This is a genomic window from Thermococcus sp. 4557 (assembly GCF_000221185.1).
Classification (GTDB): domain Archaea; phylum Methanobacteriota_B; class Thermococci; order Thermococcales; family Thermococcaceae; genus Thermococcus.
In genome coordinates, this window is record NC_015865.1 from 472,307 (window position 1) to 490,116 (window position 17,810).

At 56.2% G+C, this 17,810-nt stretch carries 21 protein-coding genes; 2 read left to right on the forward strand and 19 right to left on the reverse strand.

The features are described from left to right. Nucleotides 1–135: 135 nt before the first annotated feature. Genes GQS_RS02315 through GQS_RS02405 form a run of 19 tightly spaced genes read right to left on the reverse strand, consistent with a single transcriptional unit; the run spans nucleotide 136 to nucleotide 15,339 of the window. Entirely contained in the window at nucleotides 136–642 is a 507-nt protein-coding gene (locus GQS_RS02315) for a 4Fe-4S dicluster domain-containing protein (protein ID WP_048056508.1), read from the reverse strand. Between the two features lies 1 nt (nucleotide 643). After that, nucleotides 644–1,702, reverse strand: coding sequence for an FAD-dependent oxidoreductase (locus GQS_RS02320; protein WP_014012060.1), 1,059 nt, complete (start codon nucleotides 1,700–1,702; stop codon nucleotides 644–646). Beyond that, nucleotides 1,699–2,022 carry a hypothetical protein gene (locus tag GQS_RS02325; RefSeq protein ID WP_014012061.1) on the reverse strand — a complete coding sequence of 108 codons (324 nt, stop codon included), beginning with the start codon at nucleotides 2,020–2,022 and terminating at the stop codon, nucleotides 1,699–1,701. Before GQS_RS02325 ends, GQS_RS02320 begins: the two co-directional genes overlap by 4 nt. Continuing rightward, nucleotides 2,023–3,555 carry a proton-conducting transporter membrane subunit gene (locus tag GQS_RS02330; RefSeq protein ID WP_014012062.1) on the reverse strand — a complete coding sequence of 511 codons (1,533 nt, stop codon included), beginning with the start codon at nucleotides 3,553–3,555 and terminating at the stop codon, nucleotides 2,023–2,025. It lies immediately after the preceding gene. Then, nucleotides 3,552–4,046 (reverse strand): Na+/H+ antiporter subunit E, encoded by a 495-nt coding sequence (locus GQS_RS02335; RefSeq protein WP_014012063.1) that lies wholly within the window; start codon nucleotides 4,044–4,046, stop codon nucleotides 3,552–3,554. The genes GQS_RS02330 and GQS_RS02335 overlap by 4 nt, the downstream gene beginning before the upstream one ends. Further along, nucleotides 4,043–4,426, reverse strand: a complete 384-nt coding sequence (locus tag GQS_RS02340) for a sodium:proton antiporter (RefSeq protein WP_238515806.1) — start codon at nucleotides 4,424–4,426, stop codon at nucleotides 4,043–4,045. Before GQS_RS02340 ends, GQS_RS02335 begins: the two co-directional genes overlap by 4 nt. Continuing rightward, a complete protein-coding gene (locus GQS_RS02345; RefSeq protein WP_014012065.1) occupies nucleotides 4,417–5,133 on the reverse strand; it encodes an MnhB domain-containing protein in 717 nt (238 codons plus the stop codon). Before GQS_RS02345 ends, GQS_RS02340 begins: the two co-directional genes overlap by 10 nt. Then, a complete protein-coding gene (locus tag GQS_RS02350) occupies nucleotides 5,134–5,376 on the reverse strand; it encodes a hydrogenase subunit MbhD domain-containing protein (protein WP_014012066.1) in 243 nt (80 codons plus the stop codon). Then, nucleotides 5,369–5,701 (reverse strand): monovalent cation/H(+) antiporter subunit G, encoded by a 333-nt coding sequence (gene mnhG, locus GQS_RS02355; RefSeq protein WP_014012067.1) that lies wholly within the window; start codon nucleotides 5,699–5,701, stop codon nucleotides 5,369–5,371. Before mnhG ends, GQS_RS02350 begins: the two co-directional genes overlap by 8 nt. Continuing rightward, nucleotides 5,698–5,967 (reverse strand): monovalent cation/H+ antiporter complex subunit F, encoded by a 270-nt coding sequence (locus tag GQS_RS02360; protein ID WP_014012068.1) that lies wholly within the window; start codon nucleotides 5,965–5,967, stop codon nucleotides 5,698–5,700. The genes mnhG and GQS_RS02360 overlap by 4 nt, the downstream gene beginning before the upstream one ends. Beyond that, on the reverse strand, nucleotides 5,960–6,214 hold the full coding sequence (locus GQS_RS02365; protein WP_048056509.1) for a hypothetical protein: 255 nt from the start codon (nucleotides 6,212–6,214) through the stop codon (nucleotides 5,960–5,962). Before GQS_RS02365 ends, GQS_RS02360 begins: the two co-directional genes overlap by 8 nt. Next, nucleotides 6,165–6,926: an NADH-quinone oxidoreductase subunit B family protein gene (locus GQS_RS02370; protein ID WP_014012070.1), complete on the reverse strand. Its 762-nt coding sequence runs from the start codon at nucleotides 6,924–6,926 to the stop codon at nucleotides 6,165–6,167. The genes GQS_RS02365 and GQS_RS02370 overlap by 50 nt, the downstream gene beginning before the upstream one ends. Continuing rightward, complete coding sequence (locus GQS_RS02375; protein WP_014012071.1) at nucleotides 6,923–7,420, reverse strand: 4Fe-4S dicluster domain-containing protein; 498 nt, start codon at nucleotides 7,418–7,420, stop codon at nucleotides 6,923–6,925. Before GQS_RS02375 ends, GQS_RS02370 begins: the two co-directional genes overlap by 4 nt. Then, nucleotides 7,411–9,045: an NADH-quinone oxidoreductase subunit C gene (locus tag GQS_RS02380; RefSeq protein ID WP_014012072.1), complete on the reverse strand. Its 1,635-nt coding sequence runs from the start codon at nucleotides 9,043–9,045 to the stop codon at nucleotides 7,411–7,413. Before GQS_RS02380 ends, GQS_RS02375 begins: the two co-directional genes overlap by 10 nt. Nucleotide 9,046: 1 nt before the next feature. Continuing rightward, complete coding sequence (locus GQS_RS02385; RefSeq protein WP_014012073.1) at nucleotides 9,047–9,925, reverse strand: respiratory chain complex I subunit 1 family protein; 879 nt, start codon at nucleotides 9,923–9,925, stop codon at nucleotides 9,047–9,049. Further along, the gene (locus tag GQS_RS02390) at nucleotides 9,922–11,706 is read right to left on the reverse strand and encodes a proton-conducting transporter membrane subunit (RefSeq protein ID WP_014012074.1); all 1,785 of its coding nucleotides are present in this window, start codon (nucleotides 11,704–11,706) and stop codon (nucleotides 9,922–9,924) included. Before GQS_RS02390 ends, GQS_RS02385 begins: the two co-directional genes overlap by 4 nt. Next, nucleotides 11,703–13,127, reverse strand: coding sequence for a hydrogenase 4 subunit D (locus GQS_RS02395; RefSeq protein WP_014012075.1), 1,425 nt, complete (start codon nucleotides 13,125–13,127; stop codon nucleotides 11,703–11,705). Before GQS_RS02395 ends, GQS_RS02390 begins: the two co-directional genes overlap by 4 nt. After that, nucleotides 13,124–13,618: a 4Fe-4S dicluster domain-containing protein gene (locus GQS_RS02400; RefSeq protein WP_014012076.1), complete on the reverse strand. Its 495-nt coding sequence runs from the start codon at nucleotides 13,616–13,618 to the stop codon at nucleotides 13,124–13,126. The genes GQS_RS02395 and GQS_RS02400 overlap by 4 nt, the downstream gene beginning before the upstream one ends. Further along, nucleotides 13,615–15,339, reverse strand: a complete 1,725-nt coding sequence (locus tag GQS_RS02405) for a molybdopterin oxidoreductase family protein (protein ID WP_014012077.1) — start codon at nucleotides 15,337–15,339, stop codon at nucleotides 13,615–13,617. Before GQS_RS02405 ends, GQS_RS02400 begins: the two co-directional genes overlap by 4 nt. 482 nt (nucleotides 15,340–15,821) lie before the next feature. Here GQS_RS02405 and hydB point away from each other — a divergent pair, with 482 nt between their 5' ends. Together hydB and hydG are read left to right on the forward strand one after the other, a co-directional pair. Further along, the gene (hydB, locus tag GQS_RS02415) at nucleotides 15,822–16,925 is read left to right on the forward strand and encodes an NADPH-dependent hydrogenase/sulfhydrogenase 1 subunit beta (RefSeq protein ID WP_014012078.1); all 1,104 of its coding nucleotides are present in this window, start codon (nucleotides 15,822–15,824) and stop codon (nucleotides 16,923–16,925) included. Then, the gene (hydG, locus tag GQS_RS02420; protein ID WP_014012079.1) at nucleotides 16,922–17,806 is read left to right on the forward strand and encodes an NADPH-dependent hydrogenase/sulfhydrogenase 1 subunit gamma; all 885 of its coding nucleotides are present in this window, start codon (nucleotides 16,922–16,924) and stop codon (nucleotides 17,804–17,806) included. Before hydB ends, hydG begins: the two co-directional genes overlap by 4 nt. Nucleotides 17,807–17,810: the final 4 nt, after the last annotated feature.

Here is a 17,810-nt window from a genome sequence, read left to right on the forward strand (position 1 = left end):
AATCGCAATATTCGAACGTTTAATCGGAATAAACGCTTATAAATGTTACGACAATGTTGTCAGAAAGATATTTTGTTTTCCCAACCGGTTACCGGTAAATTGCATTGTTTAATCAAACAAATTAAAAACAGACCGCTAGAGCATTCTCCCCACCCCCTCCAGATTCATGGAGGATATCCTTTCTCTCGCTATCTTCTCCGCGGTTCTTCTCATTATCCTGTCCTCAATCTCCTCAGATTCGCCGAAGAATATTGCCTCGGCGGGGCACATTTCCCCGCACGCTGGCTCCATGCCCTCGGCCCTCCTCGCGGCGCACATGTCGCACTTGGTCACCACACGGATTCTGACGTTGAAGCTCGGAACTCCAAACGGGCAGACTGCAAGGCACATCAGACAGCCTATGCACTTCCCGGGGTCTATTATCACCGCCCCCTCGTGGTCCTTATATATCGCTCCAACGGGACATATCTCAAGGCAGGGGGCCCTCTCACAGTGGCGGCAGTTTATGGGCACAGGAAGGCCCGAAACAGTGTAGTATATCCTTATGTTGGGCTTTCCATCGTGGATAAAATCACACACACCCTGGCAGGTTTCACAGCCAATGCAGAGGCTGTAATCAACGTGGAGTATCTTCTTTGCCACCTCACTCACCTCCCATCATCCACATGTGCATGCTTCTCGCGGCGTAGAGACCATCTTTAACGGCCTGTCCTACTTTCGACGGGCCAGTAACGACGTCTCCCGCGGCAAATATGCCCTCAACACTCGTCATGTGTCTCCCATCCACGACCACTCTGCCCTTTTTGTCCCTGGCTATCTCCACGCCCTCGCCTGCAGGCGGTGTGGGGGTCTGTCCCACGGCAAATATGACGTAGTCAACCTCCAGCTTGAACTCCGAGCCTTCAACAGGCACCGGCCTCCTTCTTCCGCTCGCATCGGGCTCACCAAGCTCCATCCTGACCATCTCGACGGCCCTTACTTCTCCATCTCCTATGATTCTGACGGGCATGGTTTTTTCGAGCCACTTAACCCCCCTCTGGATGAGCTGATTTATCTCATACGGGCCGGCAGGGGCTTCCTTTATGCTTCTCCGATAGCTGAGGTACACCTCATCAGCCCCAAGGAGAACGCTCTCAAGGGCCGCGTCCACCGCCGTGTGTCCCGCACCAACAACGAGGATTTTCTTGCTCTCGGGATGTATTATGTCCGTCCACTCCATGTGTCCGAGCTTAGCGCTCTTTATTCTGAACAGGTATTCCAGCGCTGGATACACTCCCTGAAGTTCGGCGCCCTCAAGTTCGGGCGTCCATGGCTCCCAGGCCCCCGTGGCTATCAGCACCGCGTCGTAATTCTCCTTAAGCTCCGCTATGTGCACAGTCCTCTCAACGAACTCGTCTCCTGCCTCCTGTCCCCACTCCCCACAGACCACCTTGGTCCTGGGGAAAAACTTGACCTCGAAGAGATCCTTGAGCTCACCGCAGCCCTCCCTAACGCGGTATATCGGAATCCTGAACTCGGGGATTCCAAAGAGCATCAAACCCCCAGGCTCGGGGAGCTTGTCGTAGACGTGCACCTCGTGTCCCTGACAGACGAGGTAACCTGCAGCGCTCAAGCCGGCAGGACCGGCCCCCACTATGGCCACCTTCTTTCCGGTGGGCTCCGGCCGGGACTTGCACAGAAATGCAAACCGCATTCCGCTCATCTTTCCACCTCCGTAACGTCAATAAGCCTCAGGTTCCATACCGTCGGGTAGGCGCCTTTCATCTCCAGAGCCATCCCCATGACCTCTGAAACAACTCCCGTGGGGTCATGAACAACCTTGACCTCTCCGAAGAGCTCGGGATGGAGGTTGTGGAGGGAATTTGCCGGCACCACAATCACGTCCAGTCCCCCCCACTTTTCTGCGGCATCGGCGAGTAGCTCCGCCTTGTCCCCCTCTTTCAAAACCACAAGCCATGTCTCGCCCAGGAGTGCAACCCCGAGCAGGTTTTCACCGTAGTGCCTTCTGAACTCTCCAATCATCTACTTCACCCCCGCAGTGAGTGCGGCCCGTATGTACCCCTCCACGTCATTCAGCTGAACCACGGCAGGGTTCACAAGTCTATCCACCAGAATTGGAGAGAGTACCCCGAGAACCAGGCACGCAAGGGCGAGCATCAGGAGTACCGCCACCATCGAACGTGATTCACGGGCCTCACTCTCTCCATCCGGCTTTTTAATCCACAGCCAGTAGAGCATCCTCATATAGCTCACAAGAGCAAATAGACTCGATATCAGCAGTACTGCAACGAGAGCTGGGCTTTTCTCCACGTATGCCCTGTAAAGCAGGAGTTTGCTGAAGAAAACGTTTGTAGGGGGCAGTCCCACAAGGCTCATCGTGGCTATCGCCAGGCTCACCGTAGTGAAGGGCATACTTTTTCCAAGCCCCTTTAGCTCGTTCAGCTTCCTGCTTCCCGCAGCATGGATGAAGACCCCCACCGCGAGGAAGAGGAGGGCTTTCGCTATCGCGTGGTTTACCATGTGAAACACCGCGCCGGCGGTTCCGGCCCCGCTGTTCACCCCCACGGCCATCGCCAGGTAGCCCATGTTGAGTATTGTTGAGTAGGCCACTATTCTCTTGACATCGTCCTGAACGGTCATTGCGATGGATGATAAAATGGCAGAGACCGCCCCGAGAATGAGGAGTAGCGTGCACATGATGTCGCCAATGTGAGAGACTTCCGGGACATAAGTCAGGCTGAGGAACCTCATGAATCCGTAAATTCCAGCGTTAACCACCAGTCCAGACAGTACGGCTGAGACCGGACTTGGAGCCGCGGAATGGGCCCCCGGAAGCCAGAAATGGTTCGGCATTATCGCGGCCTTTATCGTGAAAGCCCACGTTATCAGCGCCATTGAAATGGCGAGGATGGGAACAGTGTCGCTCAGGGGTGTTGATATTGGGAATCCAATTCCGTGCAACTTCGCGGAGATGTCTGCAAAGTTCACCGTGCCGAGCCCCCGGTAGATCAGCACCAGGGCAAGGAAGTAGAGAGTCGTTCCTATGGAGCTTATTATCGCGTACCTGAGGCCAGAGTAAGCGGGATAGCCGTCTTCCGTGTAGAACATCACGAGGCCGTATGATGCTATCGCCGTCACTTCGAGCATCACGAACAGATTGAACGCGTCCCCCGTCATGAATATGCCGAGGAGACCCGCCTCAAGGCCAAGGTAAAGGGTGTAGAACCACTCCACACCGTCCTCACGACCCAGGTAGCGGACCGAGTAGACCGCCGTGAGGAACATCAGTGAGGCCGTTACGAGCACCATAACCGCCCCGAACCTGTCCACCTCATAGATTATGCCGACCGGCGCCTTCCAGCCGCCGAAGGAATAGGTTAACGGGAGCTCGGAGGAATAGACATCCCTGAAGAGCTCAGCCCCCATCACGAGCGTTGTTCCGGTAACGAGCAGGGCGTAGCCAAAGATAAAGCGCCTGCTCTTAATTATGGTGGAGAGTATGGGGAGTACGAAAGCGAAGGCCATTGGAATCGCGGGCAGTATCAATGGATTCATGCTCCTCCCCCCTCAAAGATTTTCTTCGCGTTTTCCTCAAACTCTCCGAGGATTTCCTCCCTGCGTTTTTCAGGGTCCGAAGTGGAGACGCTTATCCAGTTCACGTACACACAGCCATCGTCCATGTGGACTGTCACGGTTCCGGGGGTATTGGTTATTGAAGCGGCAACGAGGAAACGGGCGTATTCGTCTCCCAGGTTCAGGGGCACTTTAACGATGCCCGGCCTGACATCCCCACTGAGTATCCTCCTGATGACGTCGGCGTGGGCCTTCGCCTCGATTACCGTGATGTACCTGAGAAAGTAGAGCGCAAAGCGCACCCATCTCGCCGGATTCAGGGCCTTGCCTGGGTTGCTAACGAGATGCTTCCCGAAGAGCAGTCCTGCTGCAAAGGCAGTTATCGCACCGGTAATTATATCGTAAGCCGTTATCGAGCCCGTTATGATGATGTAAGTTACGAACGCCGCAATCATCACAGGGACAGACCTCATTCATCCCACCCCGCGAGCTTCCGGACATCCACCGTCCCGTATTTTCTCTGGATGTGTATCACACCGTAGGCCATGAGAACGGTGACGGCGAGGCCGATAACTATGGCAGTTATCGTCAGCGCCTGAGGGAACGGATCAACGCCTCTCTCCACGAGCTTCGTCACGCCTTCACCTGAGTACTCAGTTAAAACCGGAGGAAGAGGGTTTTTGACGTCCCTGTAACCCAGGAATATGACAAGGACGTTCACCATATCCGAAAACAGGGACAGGCAGAGCACCTTCTTAACGAGGTTTGGCCTAACCGCCACTCCGTAGAGCGCCACCAGCATGGTGGCTACCGTTGCCGTTATCACCAGAGACGCTGCGAGGCTCATTGCCATCCCTCCTCCGGATTCGCAAGGAGAAGGAAGATTATCGTAAACCCCGCCCCAACGGCCAGGAACTCGGCCAGATTATAGAGAAGCAGGCTCCCGCTCACGAGGAGTCCCCCCACTTTGATTGGATAAACTGGCAGGTTCTGCATAAAATGGAGTCCCCTCAGCAGGGGATACGCCGCGACGCAGGCTATGGTCACGAGTCCCGCGGTTCTTATCGCGAGCGCCCTCACCTTCGTTATCCCGTTCCTCTCAAGGGCCTTCTTGGAGAAGCCGACTATGATGAGCAGGGAACCGGCGGCGAGCATTGAACCCCCCTGGAAGCCGCCGCCCGGGGTGAGGTGCCCGTGGAACGCCACCGAGGCAGACGCCACGAACGTGATGAAGGCCACGAGCTTGACCCCAGTTTTGACTACCTCTGTGAACCCTTCTCCCCGGAATTTCGGCCCGTCAAAGCCCCGGAACACCGAAACCGCACTTATTATGGCAAGAAAGAGCACTGCCGTCTCGAAGTACGTGTCAACGCCGCGGTAGTCCCACAGGATTGACGTGACAACTTCAGGCGAGCCGGCCGAACGTTCGCCGAGGTAGCTGTTCCCCAGGTAGAACTCACCAAGCGCCCCGACACCGGCGATGCCTTCGACGTGGGGCTGTAGCAGGTATGCGGCGGAGAGTGTAATCAGCATGATTACCAGCATTCCAGCGATTCTCAATCACACCACCTCTTTCCGAGTTGTTTTGCTAACGAGAAACACCATCAGGCCCGTGGATAGAGCGACGGAAATGGCAACGTAGGCGAGCACTATGTCAGGTGCCATGAGGGTGTACGTTGCGAGGATTACGAGACCACCGAAGAGCCCGGTGTAGAGGATGGCCCTCAGCAGATCCCTCTCCGTGACCACAAGGTATGCGAGCCCAAGGCAGCCGAGCAGGGCAAGGGCCGCAAGCTCAATCATCCCAATCCCCCCCAAGCTCGTTGTGCTTAATCTTCACCACCCCTGCCCTCTCAGCGGCGTAGGCAAGCGCATGGCTCCCAACGGATGCCGTTATCAACAGGGTGAATGCACTCAGGAAAGCCACCCCTGTCACGGGAAGCAGTCCCCTGTCGAGGGCAATGAGGCCCGCCCCAATGAAGGGATAGAACTTCCCCCCCACAGTACCAACGGTTGCAGCATGGAGCCTCAGGTAGAAGTTTCCAAAGCGATGCATCCCGATGGCCCCAAATATGTCACAGACTGCCCCTACGATGAGCAGTACAACCCCGATGAACGAGAGTATCATACCCCCACCTCCCCCTTAACGAGGTACTTTGACGCGAACACGTCGAGCACGAACGCCCAGAGAACAAGGAAGAAGGCTCCCCCCGCGAGCAGGTTGTTTTCGTAGTACACCGCTACGAGGAGTGCAATCAAGGCGACGTCAAGGCTTACACAATCCCCCGCGAGTATTGAATCGAGAACCGTGGGGCCCAGTAGCACCCTTATGAAATAGACTACCCCCGCAACCCCGTAGAGCGCAATCAGGACGGGAATTGTGTGCTCAAACATTGGGAATCCACCCCACCGTGATTTCTCCTTTCCTGAGGGCCTCCAGATGTTTTTCTATAGTCTCCCTGTCCTCCCTGGGGAACTCTTCGATGTCAAGGACACCTTTCTCCAGCAGACTCGCGGTTTCGGGGCTTATCTCGCAGATTACCTCCTCAACCAGTGCACTGGACTCGAAGTGGTCGAGTACCCTCGCCACCTCATTTCGGAAGCCCAACGAGCGCCCTCTTCGCAGCAAGTATGCCCTCATAGGTTCTCACCACCTCAAGATAGTAGGAATAAAGCTTCTCAAGGCCATATCTGAGCCTAGAATCGCCCTCATCATTTATGGCCTTCTCAACGAGTTTTTCCAGCTCTTCTTTGCTTTCTGAGCTTTCAACGAGTTCCATAAAACGCTTGAGCAGAGAATAACCATCGAAATAGCCCAGCTCCTTCCTTATCCTTGCGCGGAGAAGGACCTCCACCCACGCGTTGAAGCTCTCCCTCGGGAGAACGAAGGTGCCCTCACGGAACAGTTCTCCCCTAACTTTTTTCTCCACGATGTTCTTGAGGAGCGCAACGCCGTAGAGGATTTCCTCCGGTCTCGGAGGGCATCCCGGGATGTAGAGGTGCACGGGCAGGAACTCTGAGGTTCCACCCTTCAGAGGGTATTCAAGGGACTCCCTGTACTCGCGCCTCAGGGCGTAGCTGTCGTGAAATATTCCCCCGGAACACGCACAGGTTCCTACGGCTATGACAATCCTCGGCTTCGGCGGCATGGCTTCGTAGGCCATCTTGGCCGCATGGTATGCCTGTCTCGTCAAGGGTCCTGTGACCAGGAGGGCGTGGGCGTGCCTCGGTGTTGGGACGAGCTTTACTCCGAGCCTCTCTATGTCATAGTACGGGGTGAGCACGTCCAGTATCTCTATGTCGCAGCCGTTGCAGGCCCCGGTATTCACGTGGAAGACCCAAAGGGATTTCACAGTCCATCCACCTCCCCGAATTTGGTGGCGTTGAGTACCGTCAGCTTCAGCTTGCACTCGGAACAGAGGGGGAGTTTTTCTCTCACCCTGTCAAAGTCGAGGATTCCCCTCGGAATCAGGGACAGTACCTTCTCCACCTGCCGTTCGGTGTAGTGGGTATACTTCCCGCAGCCCCTGCACCTGGCGAGCCTTAGCTCAACGACCTCCACGTGATCATCCCTGTCATCTGTGGCAGCCTCAAACTCAGTGGTGAGCCTGACCGCACCCGTTGGGCAGACTTCCTCGCAGCGGGCGCACCTTATGCACCTGCCCACGTCGAGCACTATCCTTCTTGTCCCATTTTGGGGGTCGTCTATCCTCAGTACCGCGTTCGGCGGGCAAGCGTTGGCACAGGCACCGCAGCCTATGCAGAGCACGGGGTCGATCCGGGGGATGCCCCTGTATTCCGGAGGGGCCTCTTCGGGCTCGAACGGGTACGCCTTGGTTACCGGCAAATTCCCACCCCCAACCGCACTACCCTCGACTTCCCACTCTCGATATCAACCACCTGAACCCGCTCGGTGCAGGAGTAACACGGGTCGATGCTGGCTATAATCAAAGGTGCGTCCGCTATCGTGTAACCGACGAGCATGTCCGGCACAGTTTGCAGGTTGTTGTACGTGGCGGCCTTCACACGCCAGCGGTAGATGGCATTTCTGTCGCCCGCCAGGATGTAGTGCACGTTCTCACCTCTGGGGGCCTCCACGGCTGAGATGCCTTCCGCTCCCTCTGGGATATCCCCAAAGTCCGCTAAGATGCCCCCGCCGGGCATCGCGTCGAGAACCTGCTCAATTAGTGAGATGCTCTGCCGTACCTCCTCTATCCTAACAGTGGCCCTCGCCAGAACATCCCCCGCCTTCTCGACCGGAACTTCAAAGCTCAAATCCCCGTATTCAGCGTAGGGAAAGTCCCTCCTGACGTCGTAGTCCACACCAGACGCCCTTGCAACCGGCCCACACGCGTCCCAGGCCCGCGCCTTTTCTTTTGACAGCACTCCAACCCCTTCACATCTTTTGATGAACCCGCTGGAGGACAGGAGGAACTCCACAACATCATTGAATTCCCTCTTCATCGCATTGAGTTCCCTCTCCACAAGCTCCCTCCGGTAATCAAGGAGGTCTCTCCTCACGCCGCCAACGACGACGAGCCCGTAGGTCTTTCTGTTCCCGGTTAGCCTCTCAGCCAGCCACATGACCCTCTCCCTTATACGCCAGACCTCCATGAACGCGGTGTCAAAGCCCACAAGATGTGCCGCAACACCAATCCACAGGAGATGGGAGTGGAGCCGTTCAAGTTCGAGAAGCAGTGTTCTGATGTACTCTGCCCTCTCAGGAACTTCTACTCCGGCGGCCTCCTCTATTGCCTGGGCGTAGGCCGTTGAGTGACAGAAACCACATATCCCGCAGATTCTCTCGGCTATGAAGCACACCTGATTGTAGTTCAGCCTGCCCCTCGCGAGCTTTTCAATTCCCCTGTGGGAGTAGAAGCCCCTGTAATCGACGCCTACGATTTCCTCCCCCCTGACAAAGAGTCTGAAGTGTGCCGGCTCGTCGAGGGCGATGTGGTACGGCCCTATCGCGTGAACACTCGTGCCTTCAGGGGGTCGGACGTAGGGATACCTCTTCTCGCCCAGCGGGCTTTCCGAGTACTTGAAGTCCTCCCTGAGGGGATAAACACCCTCCGGCCAGTCGTCGGGCAGTATCAGCCTCCTCCGATCAGGCAGACCATCCGCCTCAACGCCGAGGAGGTCCTGAACTTCCCTCTCGAACCATAGGGCGCCCCTATGGAACTGGGCCACGCTCGGAAACACCGGCCTGTCCTCGGGAACGTATAGCCTCACGCCCAGGATTTCTCCCCTGGAGGTATCCGCGAACCAGTACGTTATGCTGAACGCATCTTCGACCGCCCTTTCGTCAGTCCCAACCATTGTAAAGAGCCTTACATTCTGGCCAGCGAGAAGGAACCTAACCATATCCTGAAAGTCCTCTGGCCTCGCCATTATCGTGTACAGCACTTTCTTCTCGCCGAGGATTCTCTTTTCAAGGATCGGTCCAAACCTGGCCTCAAACTCCGCTATCATATTACCACCCCATCCATCCAACGAGCAGGAAGAAAATTCCGAGGGTCAATGCAAGGGCCCCATTTCTAACGGCCTGATCGATGCGGTAGCGGGCGCTCATCGCCTCATACACGACCATCCCAAGGAAAAGGAGTGCAAACGCACCGCACTGGAAGAGTAACACAGCACCCCCGCTCACGAATGGAAGTACGAGCATTGACGCCAGCAGCCATATCATGGCAAACCGCTTTATCTGGAACGCCCACAACATAATTGCAAACAGTCTTCCGCTGTACTCGGCAAGGGGACCACCGAGGAGCTCCGTTTCCGCTTCGGCTATGTCATACGGCACGAAACCGGCCTCAACGTACGTCAGATAAATCAGCAGAAGGTATGCGCCGAGTACTGATATTGAGGGTTTTAATGCTGGCGCTATGCCCTCTATGGTTAAAGCACCTGTTTTCATCGCAAATATACCAATAACAACCGCGAAAAGCGGCTTGAAGGCTATGGACATCGTGACCTCCCTGCCGGCACCGGCGGACGTGTAGGAGCTGGGAACGCTCAGGGCTCCCATCACAACAGCGGCTGAGAACATCGTGAAGACGTAGATAAAGGCTATGACATCCCCCTCGAACCCAAAGGGCGCCTTTTCTCCAAAGGGCAGGAACAGGAGCATCCCTATGGCGCTCGCAAAGGCGATGTAGGGGGCCAGTCTGAATGTCAGGGAATCCACGGGGGAGTTACACTCCACCCTCAAAAAGCTCAGCAGGTCGTACCAGCTCTGGGCAATCGATGGGCCGACACGCTTCTGAATCACTGCTCGGACCTTTCTTGCAACCCCATCAATGAAAGGTACCATCAGAGGCACGATGATTGGAGCGGCGTCCTGAGCGTTCATCCTATCACCCCCACGAAGGCCAGGAACGCGATTACCATCGCCACGAGCACGAGGAAAGTTGTCGCGAGCATCCCGTTCAGCTCCTTCGACAGCTCCTTGAAGCATGCACCGAACCCGCAGGAGAGCCTGATCAGCGGCATGAACAGTGCCTCGTCAATGTAGCCCCCTCCAGTCGAACGGTAGAACCTGCTCCCGGATAGTGCTAGGGACTGGATTCCCTCCCCTGCCGCCGAGATCCTCTGCACTGCCCCCGAAACGCCGGTGTACATGTGCTCCGGCTTTATCTCAAACTCCTCCACGGGTTCCCCGTTGGTCCAGACTCCGCTCTCCCCAGCCCGGGGGGGCAGCGCCACGAGCAGGGACGCAATGAGCACAGCTATTACCAGGGTGAAGAGCGGGAGGTCAAGCGTTGCCGGGTATGGAAGGCCCACCGGACGCAGGAGCACACCGGGAACAACACCGCCCACAACGCAGAGGAACGCAAGAATTCCCTCGCCAAGGAGCATTGGCAAGGGAGCCTCCTCGGCCTCGACGTTTGGCTCACCGGTAAACACACGGTAAAGCTTGAGGTAGGCCGCCAGGGTGAGCGCGCTCCCGAGGAGTGCAACTGCACCGCCCGCAACCAGGAGAGGGTTCTGCGATAGGAATGTCGCCCTGTAAATCAGCCACTTGCTCGCAAAGCCATTCAGAGGGGGTACACCCGACACCGCGAGGATTCCAACGATTGACAGCCCGAAAGTGATTGGCATCTCTCTTGAGAGCCCCCTGATGCCCGTGTCCTTCCTTCCCGTTGCGTGGAGGATGTTGCCGGAGAGCATGAAAAGGAGGTTCTTGAACAGCATGTGGTTGAAGGAGTGCAGCAGGACGGCTGTTATGGCCACTTCCCTGAGCTCCCCCGAAAGGAGCAGGTACGCCCCAATTCCAAGGAATATGTATCCCATGTTGTCGATACTGGAGTAGGCCATCATCCTCTTGATGTCCTTCTGGTTGAGTGCCAGCAACGAACCGAGGGTGATTGTAACGATTGAGAGCACCACAAGCGGGACTGCTATTGAGCCCGCCCCACCGAACGTTTCCAGGGTCCTTAACATCCCATAGACCGCCATTTTGAGCATAACCCCGCTGAGGAGCGCCGAAACGTTACTAGGTGCAACGGGATGGGCCTCGGGGAGCCAGAAATGCAGGGGGAAAACGCCCGCCTTTGCTAGGAACCCCACGGTCAATGCCCAGATCACCCATGAGGGAACTACAGCACCGCTTAGCGCCGAATAGTCGAGGGTTCCCGCATGACTGTAGATGTAGCCCAGCCCCATAATCAGGGGTGCAGTGTTCAGGGCGTGCATTGCAACAAGGTACACGACGCGTGCCCTCAGGGTTTCCCTCCTCTCGTGGTTATACACGATGAGGACGTAGGAGGCGGCCGTCATCAGCTCCCAGGAAATCAGGAGAGTGAGGAAGTCCCTGGCGAGGACTATCAAGGCCATGGAAAGCACAAATAGGGGGTACGCCGCGGTCACGAGGTGCCTCCTTCCCATATAGGAAAGCGAGTACACGGAGACGGCAAAGCCCGCCACCCCCACGAGTATGGCGAAGAACCTGGACAGGTCATCGGTGGCAAAGGCAACGGTGATTCCTGAGATGGCGGTGTGGAAGACGATTCCTCCAGTAGCCTCAACCACCAAGGAAATGGACGCGAGCGCCGAGAGAACGCTCACCACCTTTGAGTTTCTGAACACCAGTCCTACGATGATGGCCAGGAGGAACATCAGCGCAAATATCATTGTACCACCCCCAGAAGGGCGTAGCCAATAAAGGCGGACGTGAGGGAGAGGAGGATAAGCGAACACAGTGCCCCACTTACGATTCCGTCCACCCTTTTCGGCTCCCCTTCACTGAATATCATGGAGTTGATATTCCTCAGTGCTGAGTACAGAAGGACCACCGAATCCGCGAGAACCACGAGGAGAAGCAGGATTCCGAGCGGGACATCGTACATCTTCCCGGCGTTGAGGTATATGTAGAGCTTGCTAAAGAACACCCCAAACGGGGGCAGGCCCGCGAGTCCAAGTAGGGAAAAGCTCCATGAGTACGCCAGGAGGGGGGTTTCCTTCAGGCCCTTTATCCTCCCCATGTCCAGCGTCCCGTAGTAGTAGGTAAATGATCCAGCCGTCAGGAAGGCCAGTCCCTTGAGGTAAGCGTGGTTCATCAGCTGAAAGAGCGCGGCTTTAATTCCGAGGGGGTTTCCGAGGACGGCAATGGCAACACCGGTGTACATTATGGCACACTCCGCTATCGTGGAATACGCCAGCAGTTTCTTGGCATCTCTCTGCCTCGGATACTGGAGCATTGCAATGGTGAGGGTTGCCACGAGAATCAACGCCATGGGATAGAATACGGTGACCGGGGGCTCCATGAACTGGACGACCCTTATCAGAAGGTAGACCCCCATCTCCACCATGGCTGCGCCGTGGAGGAAGGCACTTGCCGGGGTCGGGGCCTCCATCGCGTCCGGGATCCACGAGTAGAGCGGAAACTGGGCGCTCTTGGTAAACGCTGCCACCATAAAGCACAGGAACAGTATCATCTTCTCCCTCTCGGGGAGTGCCCCCAGGAAGTCAAGCCCGAGGTTCCCGTATTTGATTCCATACGCCACCGCTGTGTAGAAGCCGATTATGGCCCCGAAGTTGGGAATCAGCAGGGCCTTGAGCGCCGCCCGTTCCGCCCTTTTACTGCCATAGAACCCCACAACGCCCCAGCACGCGAGGCTCATAAGCTCAAAGAATATCAGCATCTGGAGCACCGTGGAGGAGTATATGAAAGCCAGCGTTGAACCAAGGAACAGCATCATCCAGCCGTAGAACCGACCCTTCTGCCCCCTGTGTGGATGGCCGACGTTCTTTTCATCCATATAGTGGACGGCATAGGTCAGAAACACCGCCCCCGCAGTGGAAACGACGAACGCCGTGAAAACGCTCGTGCCGTCTACCCTAAGGCCGTAAACCTCCCCAAATCCATTCATGTCAAGGAACACAGCGTGAATCGGGTCTGGGGAGCGGTAAAACACCGCCGCAACAAGAACCTGAATCAGGGAAGACAGCCAGAGCAGGGGAAGCATTACCGTGTCTGCCCTCCTGTCATCGAGCACGAAGCATACAACCCCTAGATAGGCGAGCGCTATTGAAGAGAGTACGAGCGCAATCATGGCCCACACCCCATCATGTCTTCAATTTTCCTGATGAACTCCTCCCTCCTGACGGCGGCCTCCTTCAGCTTCATCCCCACTATCTCCTCCTCGGTGGCCAGAATCAGCGCATCCATCGGGCAGGTCTCGACGCAGGCTGGAAGCTTGCCCTCAGCTCTCCTGTGGGCGCAGAGGTCGCACTTCACCATGACCTTGAGGCGTTCGTCAAAACGCGGTGTTCCAAAGGGACAGGCAATAGAACACAGCATGCAGCCAATGCATTCATGGTATTTAACACGAACGGCCCCGTCCTCATCTCTGTAAAGTGCCCTCGCCGGACAGATGAGCATGCAGGGGGCGTTCTCACAGTGACGGCAGTTGAAGGACATCATCATTAGCTCGGACGTCTGCACGATGGATATGTTTGGCTTCCCGCCATGCTCCCTCGCGCAGGCCGCCTCGCAGGAGCCGCACCCTATGCACCTCCTGAAGTCAATGAACACCTTTTTCACGGTTCATCCCTCCGAATCCTGCAGGGGCAGGCCTTGGATACCAAAAAGTTCCTCCGGGGCTCTAACGGTAATGCTGCCCTCACAAGGTCCCAGTGCACCACAACGACTCCCTTGAGCGTGCGGTTTGAGATTTTAGCCCTCGCAACTATCCTGCCGTCCCCGACTTCAATCGCAATCCTGTCGCCGCTTGAAACGCCGAGGCGCGATGCATCCTCGGGACTTATGAGGGCGGCATCAGCCTCCCCCATTCTCCTGGCCAGCAGACCAGGCATAAATCGACCAGAATGTCCCCGAATGAGAAGCATCTCCCCTTGAGGTGGCCTAGATGGGGTTATGGGAGCAAACCTTCGCTTTGCCCTTGAGGGTCTTTCGAGTAAAACACCTTCTGGAATCCCTACCAGCTTCCTCGGCCCCGGGTACCCCGGAACAAGGAGGCTTATCTCCCTAAGCACCTCTTCGGGGAAGGTATACCCGAAGCTCGGGAGGTCCATAGCCTTTCCAATCTCCCCAAGAATCGAAACCGCACCCCGCGCTTCACCGGGAGGCCTTTTGGCTTTTCCACACCACAGAACTCTCCGTTCGAAGTTCGTCGTCGATCCGCCTTCCTCGTAGATAAGGGCACTTGGGAGGATTATATCGGCGAACTTGGCAGTCTCGGTCATAAACGAATCCTGCAGGACAACGAATTCCGCGTTCCTCAGGGCATCGATGGCACCAGGGATACTGCTGGTTAAATCCGCCCCGAGGATGTAGAACACACCAGTACCACCATCCAGCATTTCAGCAAGCGATTTCCCGGGGTGGGGGTTCAGGCCCTCAACGAGCCATGCCTTCTGAAAGTCTCCGCTTTCACAGAGGGCGGTATAACCCGGGAGCAGATTGGGGATGAGCCCCATGTCGAGGACACCCTGGGAGTTTCCGTACCTTGAGAGGGGAAGAAACTTCATCCCTGAAATGAAGGTGAGCGTGATCAGAGTCCTCACGCAGGAGGCACCGTTTTCATTCATTGTAACTCCTGAACCCCAGAGAATGATTCCATGGGAGGATCTGAGGATTTCCCCTGCAACGGCGTCTATAACCCTCTCCTGGACTCCCGTCAGCTCCTCCCCATACGACGGGGGGAACCTCGATACGAGTCCTAGGACGTCCTCCGGAAGGACTGCCCCGAAGCGTTCGTCGGTTTTTATCAGGCGGTTCATAATGGAGAGCGCGAGGAAGACGTCCGTACCCGGCAGGGGCCGAAGGTGGAAATCGGCAAATTTCGATGTTCTCCCGGTTACAGGATCCACGAGGATTACCCTTGCCCCACGCTCTCTTGCCCTGGCAATCCTTCCGAGCAGTACCGGATAATTTCCCGCTAGGTCTGCGCCCCAAACTATTATCAGGTCTGCCCCGTCGATATCCGTAAAGGCTGCCCAGTGGCCCCACGCGTCCATTTCAAGAACAGCCTCAGTGGAAATCCCCTGGGAAAGGGAGGCGGTTGTATCGACGTTGTTGGTGCCGAGCAACCGGGCAAGCTTCTGAAACAGATACGCCGACTCGTTTGATACCATCTCCCCGCCTATGAAACCAAGCATCTCGGGATCATCGCGGGCGTATTCGGATAGCTGAAAACCAACTTCACGAAGGGCGTCCGCCCAGCTAATCTCAACAAACTTTCCTTCCTCCAAAGCCCTCATAGGGCGTTTTATTCGGTTACTCCCAGCGCTCGGTTCGAACATCAGATTTCCCCGCGAGCAGAGCTTGCCGGAGCCATTCGGAGCGCCCAAATCTCGAAGATAATGTATCTCATGAGGGCGCGAATGTTTTTTCTTCACTCCCATCCGGCAACCGATACCACAGTGAAAGCACGTGACGATAGTACGCATCCAACTCCCCCCGATGGTGAACACAGGAGTGCATGTTGCCATCTATGTTCATCCGGAGGTGTGGAGCATCCTCTTAAAGGGCTTTCCAAAACCGTATTTCCAAAACTAAAGGTTCTGGAGCCTTAAAATCAGAAATGCACACTTAAATTCCGGCGTGACCAGAAAAAAGAATAAACTCTTTTGTTTTATATCATGCATCATACGAAAACAAAACCGTTTCAACCTTTGGTTTAGAATTTTCGGGTTTAAAAACGCTTTTTTAACCTCCGGCCAAGCATCAATTGAGGGAATAAACATGAGCACGTGTCTGGTTATGTTCATTGGAGGTGGTTGGTTTGAGATACGTTAAACTCCCAAAGGAGAACACCCACATTTTCCTTGAAAGGTTGAAGGAGTGGGGCAAACTCTACGCCCCGGTTAAGATATCCGAGAAGTTCTACGACTTTAGGGAAATAGACGACGTCAGGAAGGTCGAGTTCAACTACAACAGGACCATAATGCCGCCGAAGAAATTCTTCTTCCTGCCCAGGGAGAAGCTCTTCGAGTTCAACCTGGCGAAGGCGGAGTATAAGGAAGTCATAGAGGACGTCGAGCCCTTCGTGCTCTTCGGTCTCCACGCCTGCGACATCTTCGGCCTCAAGGTGCTCGACACCGTTTACCTCGACGAGCTCCCTGACAAGTACTACAAGGTCCGCAGAGAGAAGGGCATAATCATAGGCATCAGCTGCATGCCCGACGAGTACTGCTTCTGCAACCTGCGCGAGACCGACTTCGCTGACGACGGCTTCGACCTGTTCCTCCACGAGCTCCCCGACGGATGGCTCGTCCGCGTCGGAACTCCCACCGGGCACAGGATAGTGGACAAGAACATCAAGCTCTTCGAGGAGGTCACCACCGAGGACATCTGCAACTTCAGGGAGTTTGAGAACAGGCGCTCCAATGCGTTCAAGTACCACGAGGACTGGAGCAACCTCCGCTACCTGCTCGAGCTCGAGATGGAGCATCCGATGTGGGACGAGCAGGCCGACATCTGCCTCGCCTGCGGCAACTGCAACACCACCTGCCCGACGTGCCGCTGCTACGAGGTGCAGGACATAGTCAACCTCGATGGCGAAACCGGCTATCGCGAGAGGCGCTGGGACTCCTGCCAGCTCAGGAGCCACGGTCTCGTCGCCGGAAACCACAACTTCAGGCCGACCAAGAAGGACCGCTTCCGCAACAGGTACCTCTGTAAGAACTCCTACAACGAGAAACTCAGCATAAGCTACTGCGTCGGCTGCGGAAGGTGCACATACTTCTGCCCGGCGGGCATAAACTTCGTGAAGAACCTGCGCACGATCATGGGACTTGAGGAGAAGACGTGCCCAGGGGAGATAAGTGAGGAGATCCCGAAGAGGGGATTCGCCTACGCTTCAGAGATAAGGGGTGAGGACATATGAGCGAGGTAGTTCCCAAGGAGATTATGATGCCGGACGAGAACCCCTACGCCCTCCACAGGGCCAAGGTTCTCAAGGTTTATCCGCTGACCGAGACCGAGAAGCTGTTCCTGTTCCGCTTCGAGGATCCTGAACTGGCCGAGAAGTGGACCTTCAAGCCGGGACAGTTCGTCCAGCTCACAATCCCCGGTGTCGGTGAGGTTCCGATAAGCATCTGCTCCTCCGCGATGAGGAAGGGATTCTTCGAGCTGTGCATCAGGAAGGCCGGAAGGGTCACCACGGTCATCCACAAGCTCCAGCCCGGTGACACCGTCCTCGTTCGCGGTCCCTACGGAAACGGCTTCCCCGTTGACGACTGGGAGGGAATGGACCTGCTCCTTATAGCTGCAGGCCTCGGTACAGCCCCGCTCAGGAGCGTCTTCCTCTATGCCATGGACAACCGCTGGAAGTACGGCAACATAACCTTCATCAACACCGCCCGCTACGGAAAGGACCTCCTCTTCTACAAGGAGCTCGAGGCCATGAAGGACCTCGCCGAGGCCGAGAACGTCAAGATAATCCAGAGCGTTACGCGTGACCCCGAGTGGCCGGGACTCCACGGAAGGCCACAGAACTTCATAGTTGAAGCAAACACCAACCCGAAGAAGACCGCCATAGCCATCTGCGGTCCGCCGAGGATGTACAAGTCGGTCTTTGAGTCCCTCATCAACTACGGCTACCGCCCGGAGAACATATTCGTCACGCTGGAGAGGAAGATGAAGTGCGGAATAGGAAAGTGCGGCCACTGCAACGTCGGAACGAGCACGAGCTGGAAGTACATCTGCAAGGACGGCCCGGTCTTCACGTACTTCGACATAGTATCAACGCCCGGCCTGCTGGACTGAGGTG

Coding starts and splice junctions, on each gene's coding strand:
- GQS_RS02365 (WP_048056509.1), bottom strand. CDS start 6,214: ATGAGGGCATACTTGCTGCGAAGAGGGCGCTCGTTGGGCTTCCGAAAT.
- GQS_RS02360 (WP_014012068.1), bottom strand. CDS start 5,967: ATGTTTGAGCACACAATTCCCGTCCTGATTGCGCTCTACGGGGTTGCG.
- GQS_RS02405 (WP_014012077.1), bottom strand. CDS start 15,339: ATGTTCGAACCGAGCGCTGGGAGTAACCGAATAAAACGCCCTATGAGG.
- GQS_RS02320 (WP_014012060.1), bottom strand. CDS start 1,702: ATGAGCGGAATGCGGTTTGCATTTCTGTGCAAGTCCCGGCCGGAGCCC.
- hydG (WP_014012079.1), top strand. CDS start 16,922: ATGAGCGAGGTAGTTCCCAAGGAGATTATGATGCCGGACGAGAACCCC.
- GQS_RS02380 (WP_014012072.1), bottom strand. CDS start 9,045: ATGATAGCGGAGTTTGAGGCCAGGTTTGGACCGATCCTTGAAAAGAGA.
- GQS_RS02335 (WP_014012063.1), bottom strand. CDS start 4,046: ATGAGGTCTGTCCCTGTGATGATTGCGGCGTTCGTAACTTACATCATC.
- GQS_RS02340 (WP_238515806.1), bottom strand. CDS start 4,426: ATGGCAATGAGCCTCGCAGCGTCTCTGGTGATAACGGCAACGGTAGCC.
- GQS_RS02330 (WP_014012062.1), bottom strand. CDS start 3,555: ATGAATCCATTGATACTGCCCGCGATTCCAATGGCCTTCGCTTTCGTA.
- GQS_RS02390 (WP_014012074.1), bottom strand. CDS start 11,706: ATGATATTTGCGCTGATGTTCCTCCTGGCCATCATCGTAGGACTGGTG.
- GQS_RS02395 (WP_014012075.1), bottom strand. CDS start 13,127: ATGATTGCGCTCGTACTCTCTTCAATAGCGCTCGCCTATCTAGGGGTT.
- GQS_RS02325 (WP_014012061.1), bottom strand. CDS start 2,022: ATGATTGGAGAGTTCAGAAGGCACTACGGTGAAAACCTGCTCGGGGTT.
- GQS_RS02350 (WP_014012066.1), bottom strand. CDS start 5,376: ATGATTGAGCTTGCGGCCCTTGCCCTGCTCGGCTGCCTTGGGCTCGCA.
- mnhG (WP_014012067.1), bottom strand. CDS start 5,701: ATGATACTCTCGTTCATCGGGGTTGTACTGCTCATCGTAGGGGCAGTC.
- GQS_RS02385 (WP_014012073.1), bottom strand. CDS start 9,925: ATGAACGCTCAGGACGCCGCTCCAATCATCGTGCCTCTGATGGTACCT.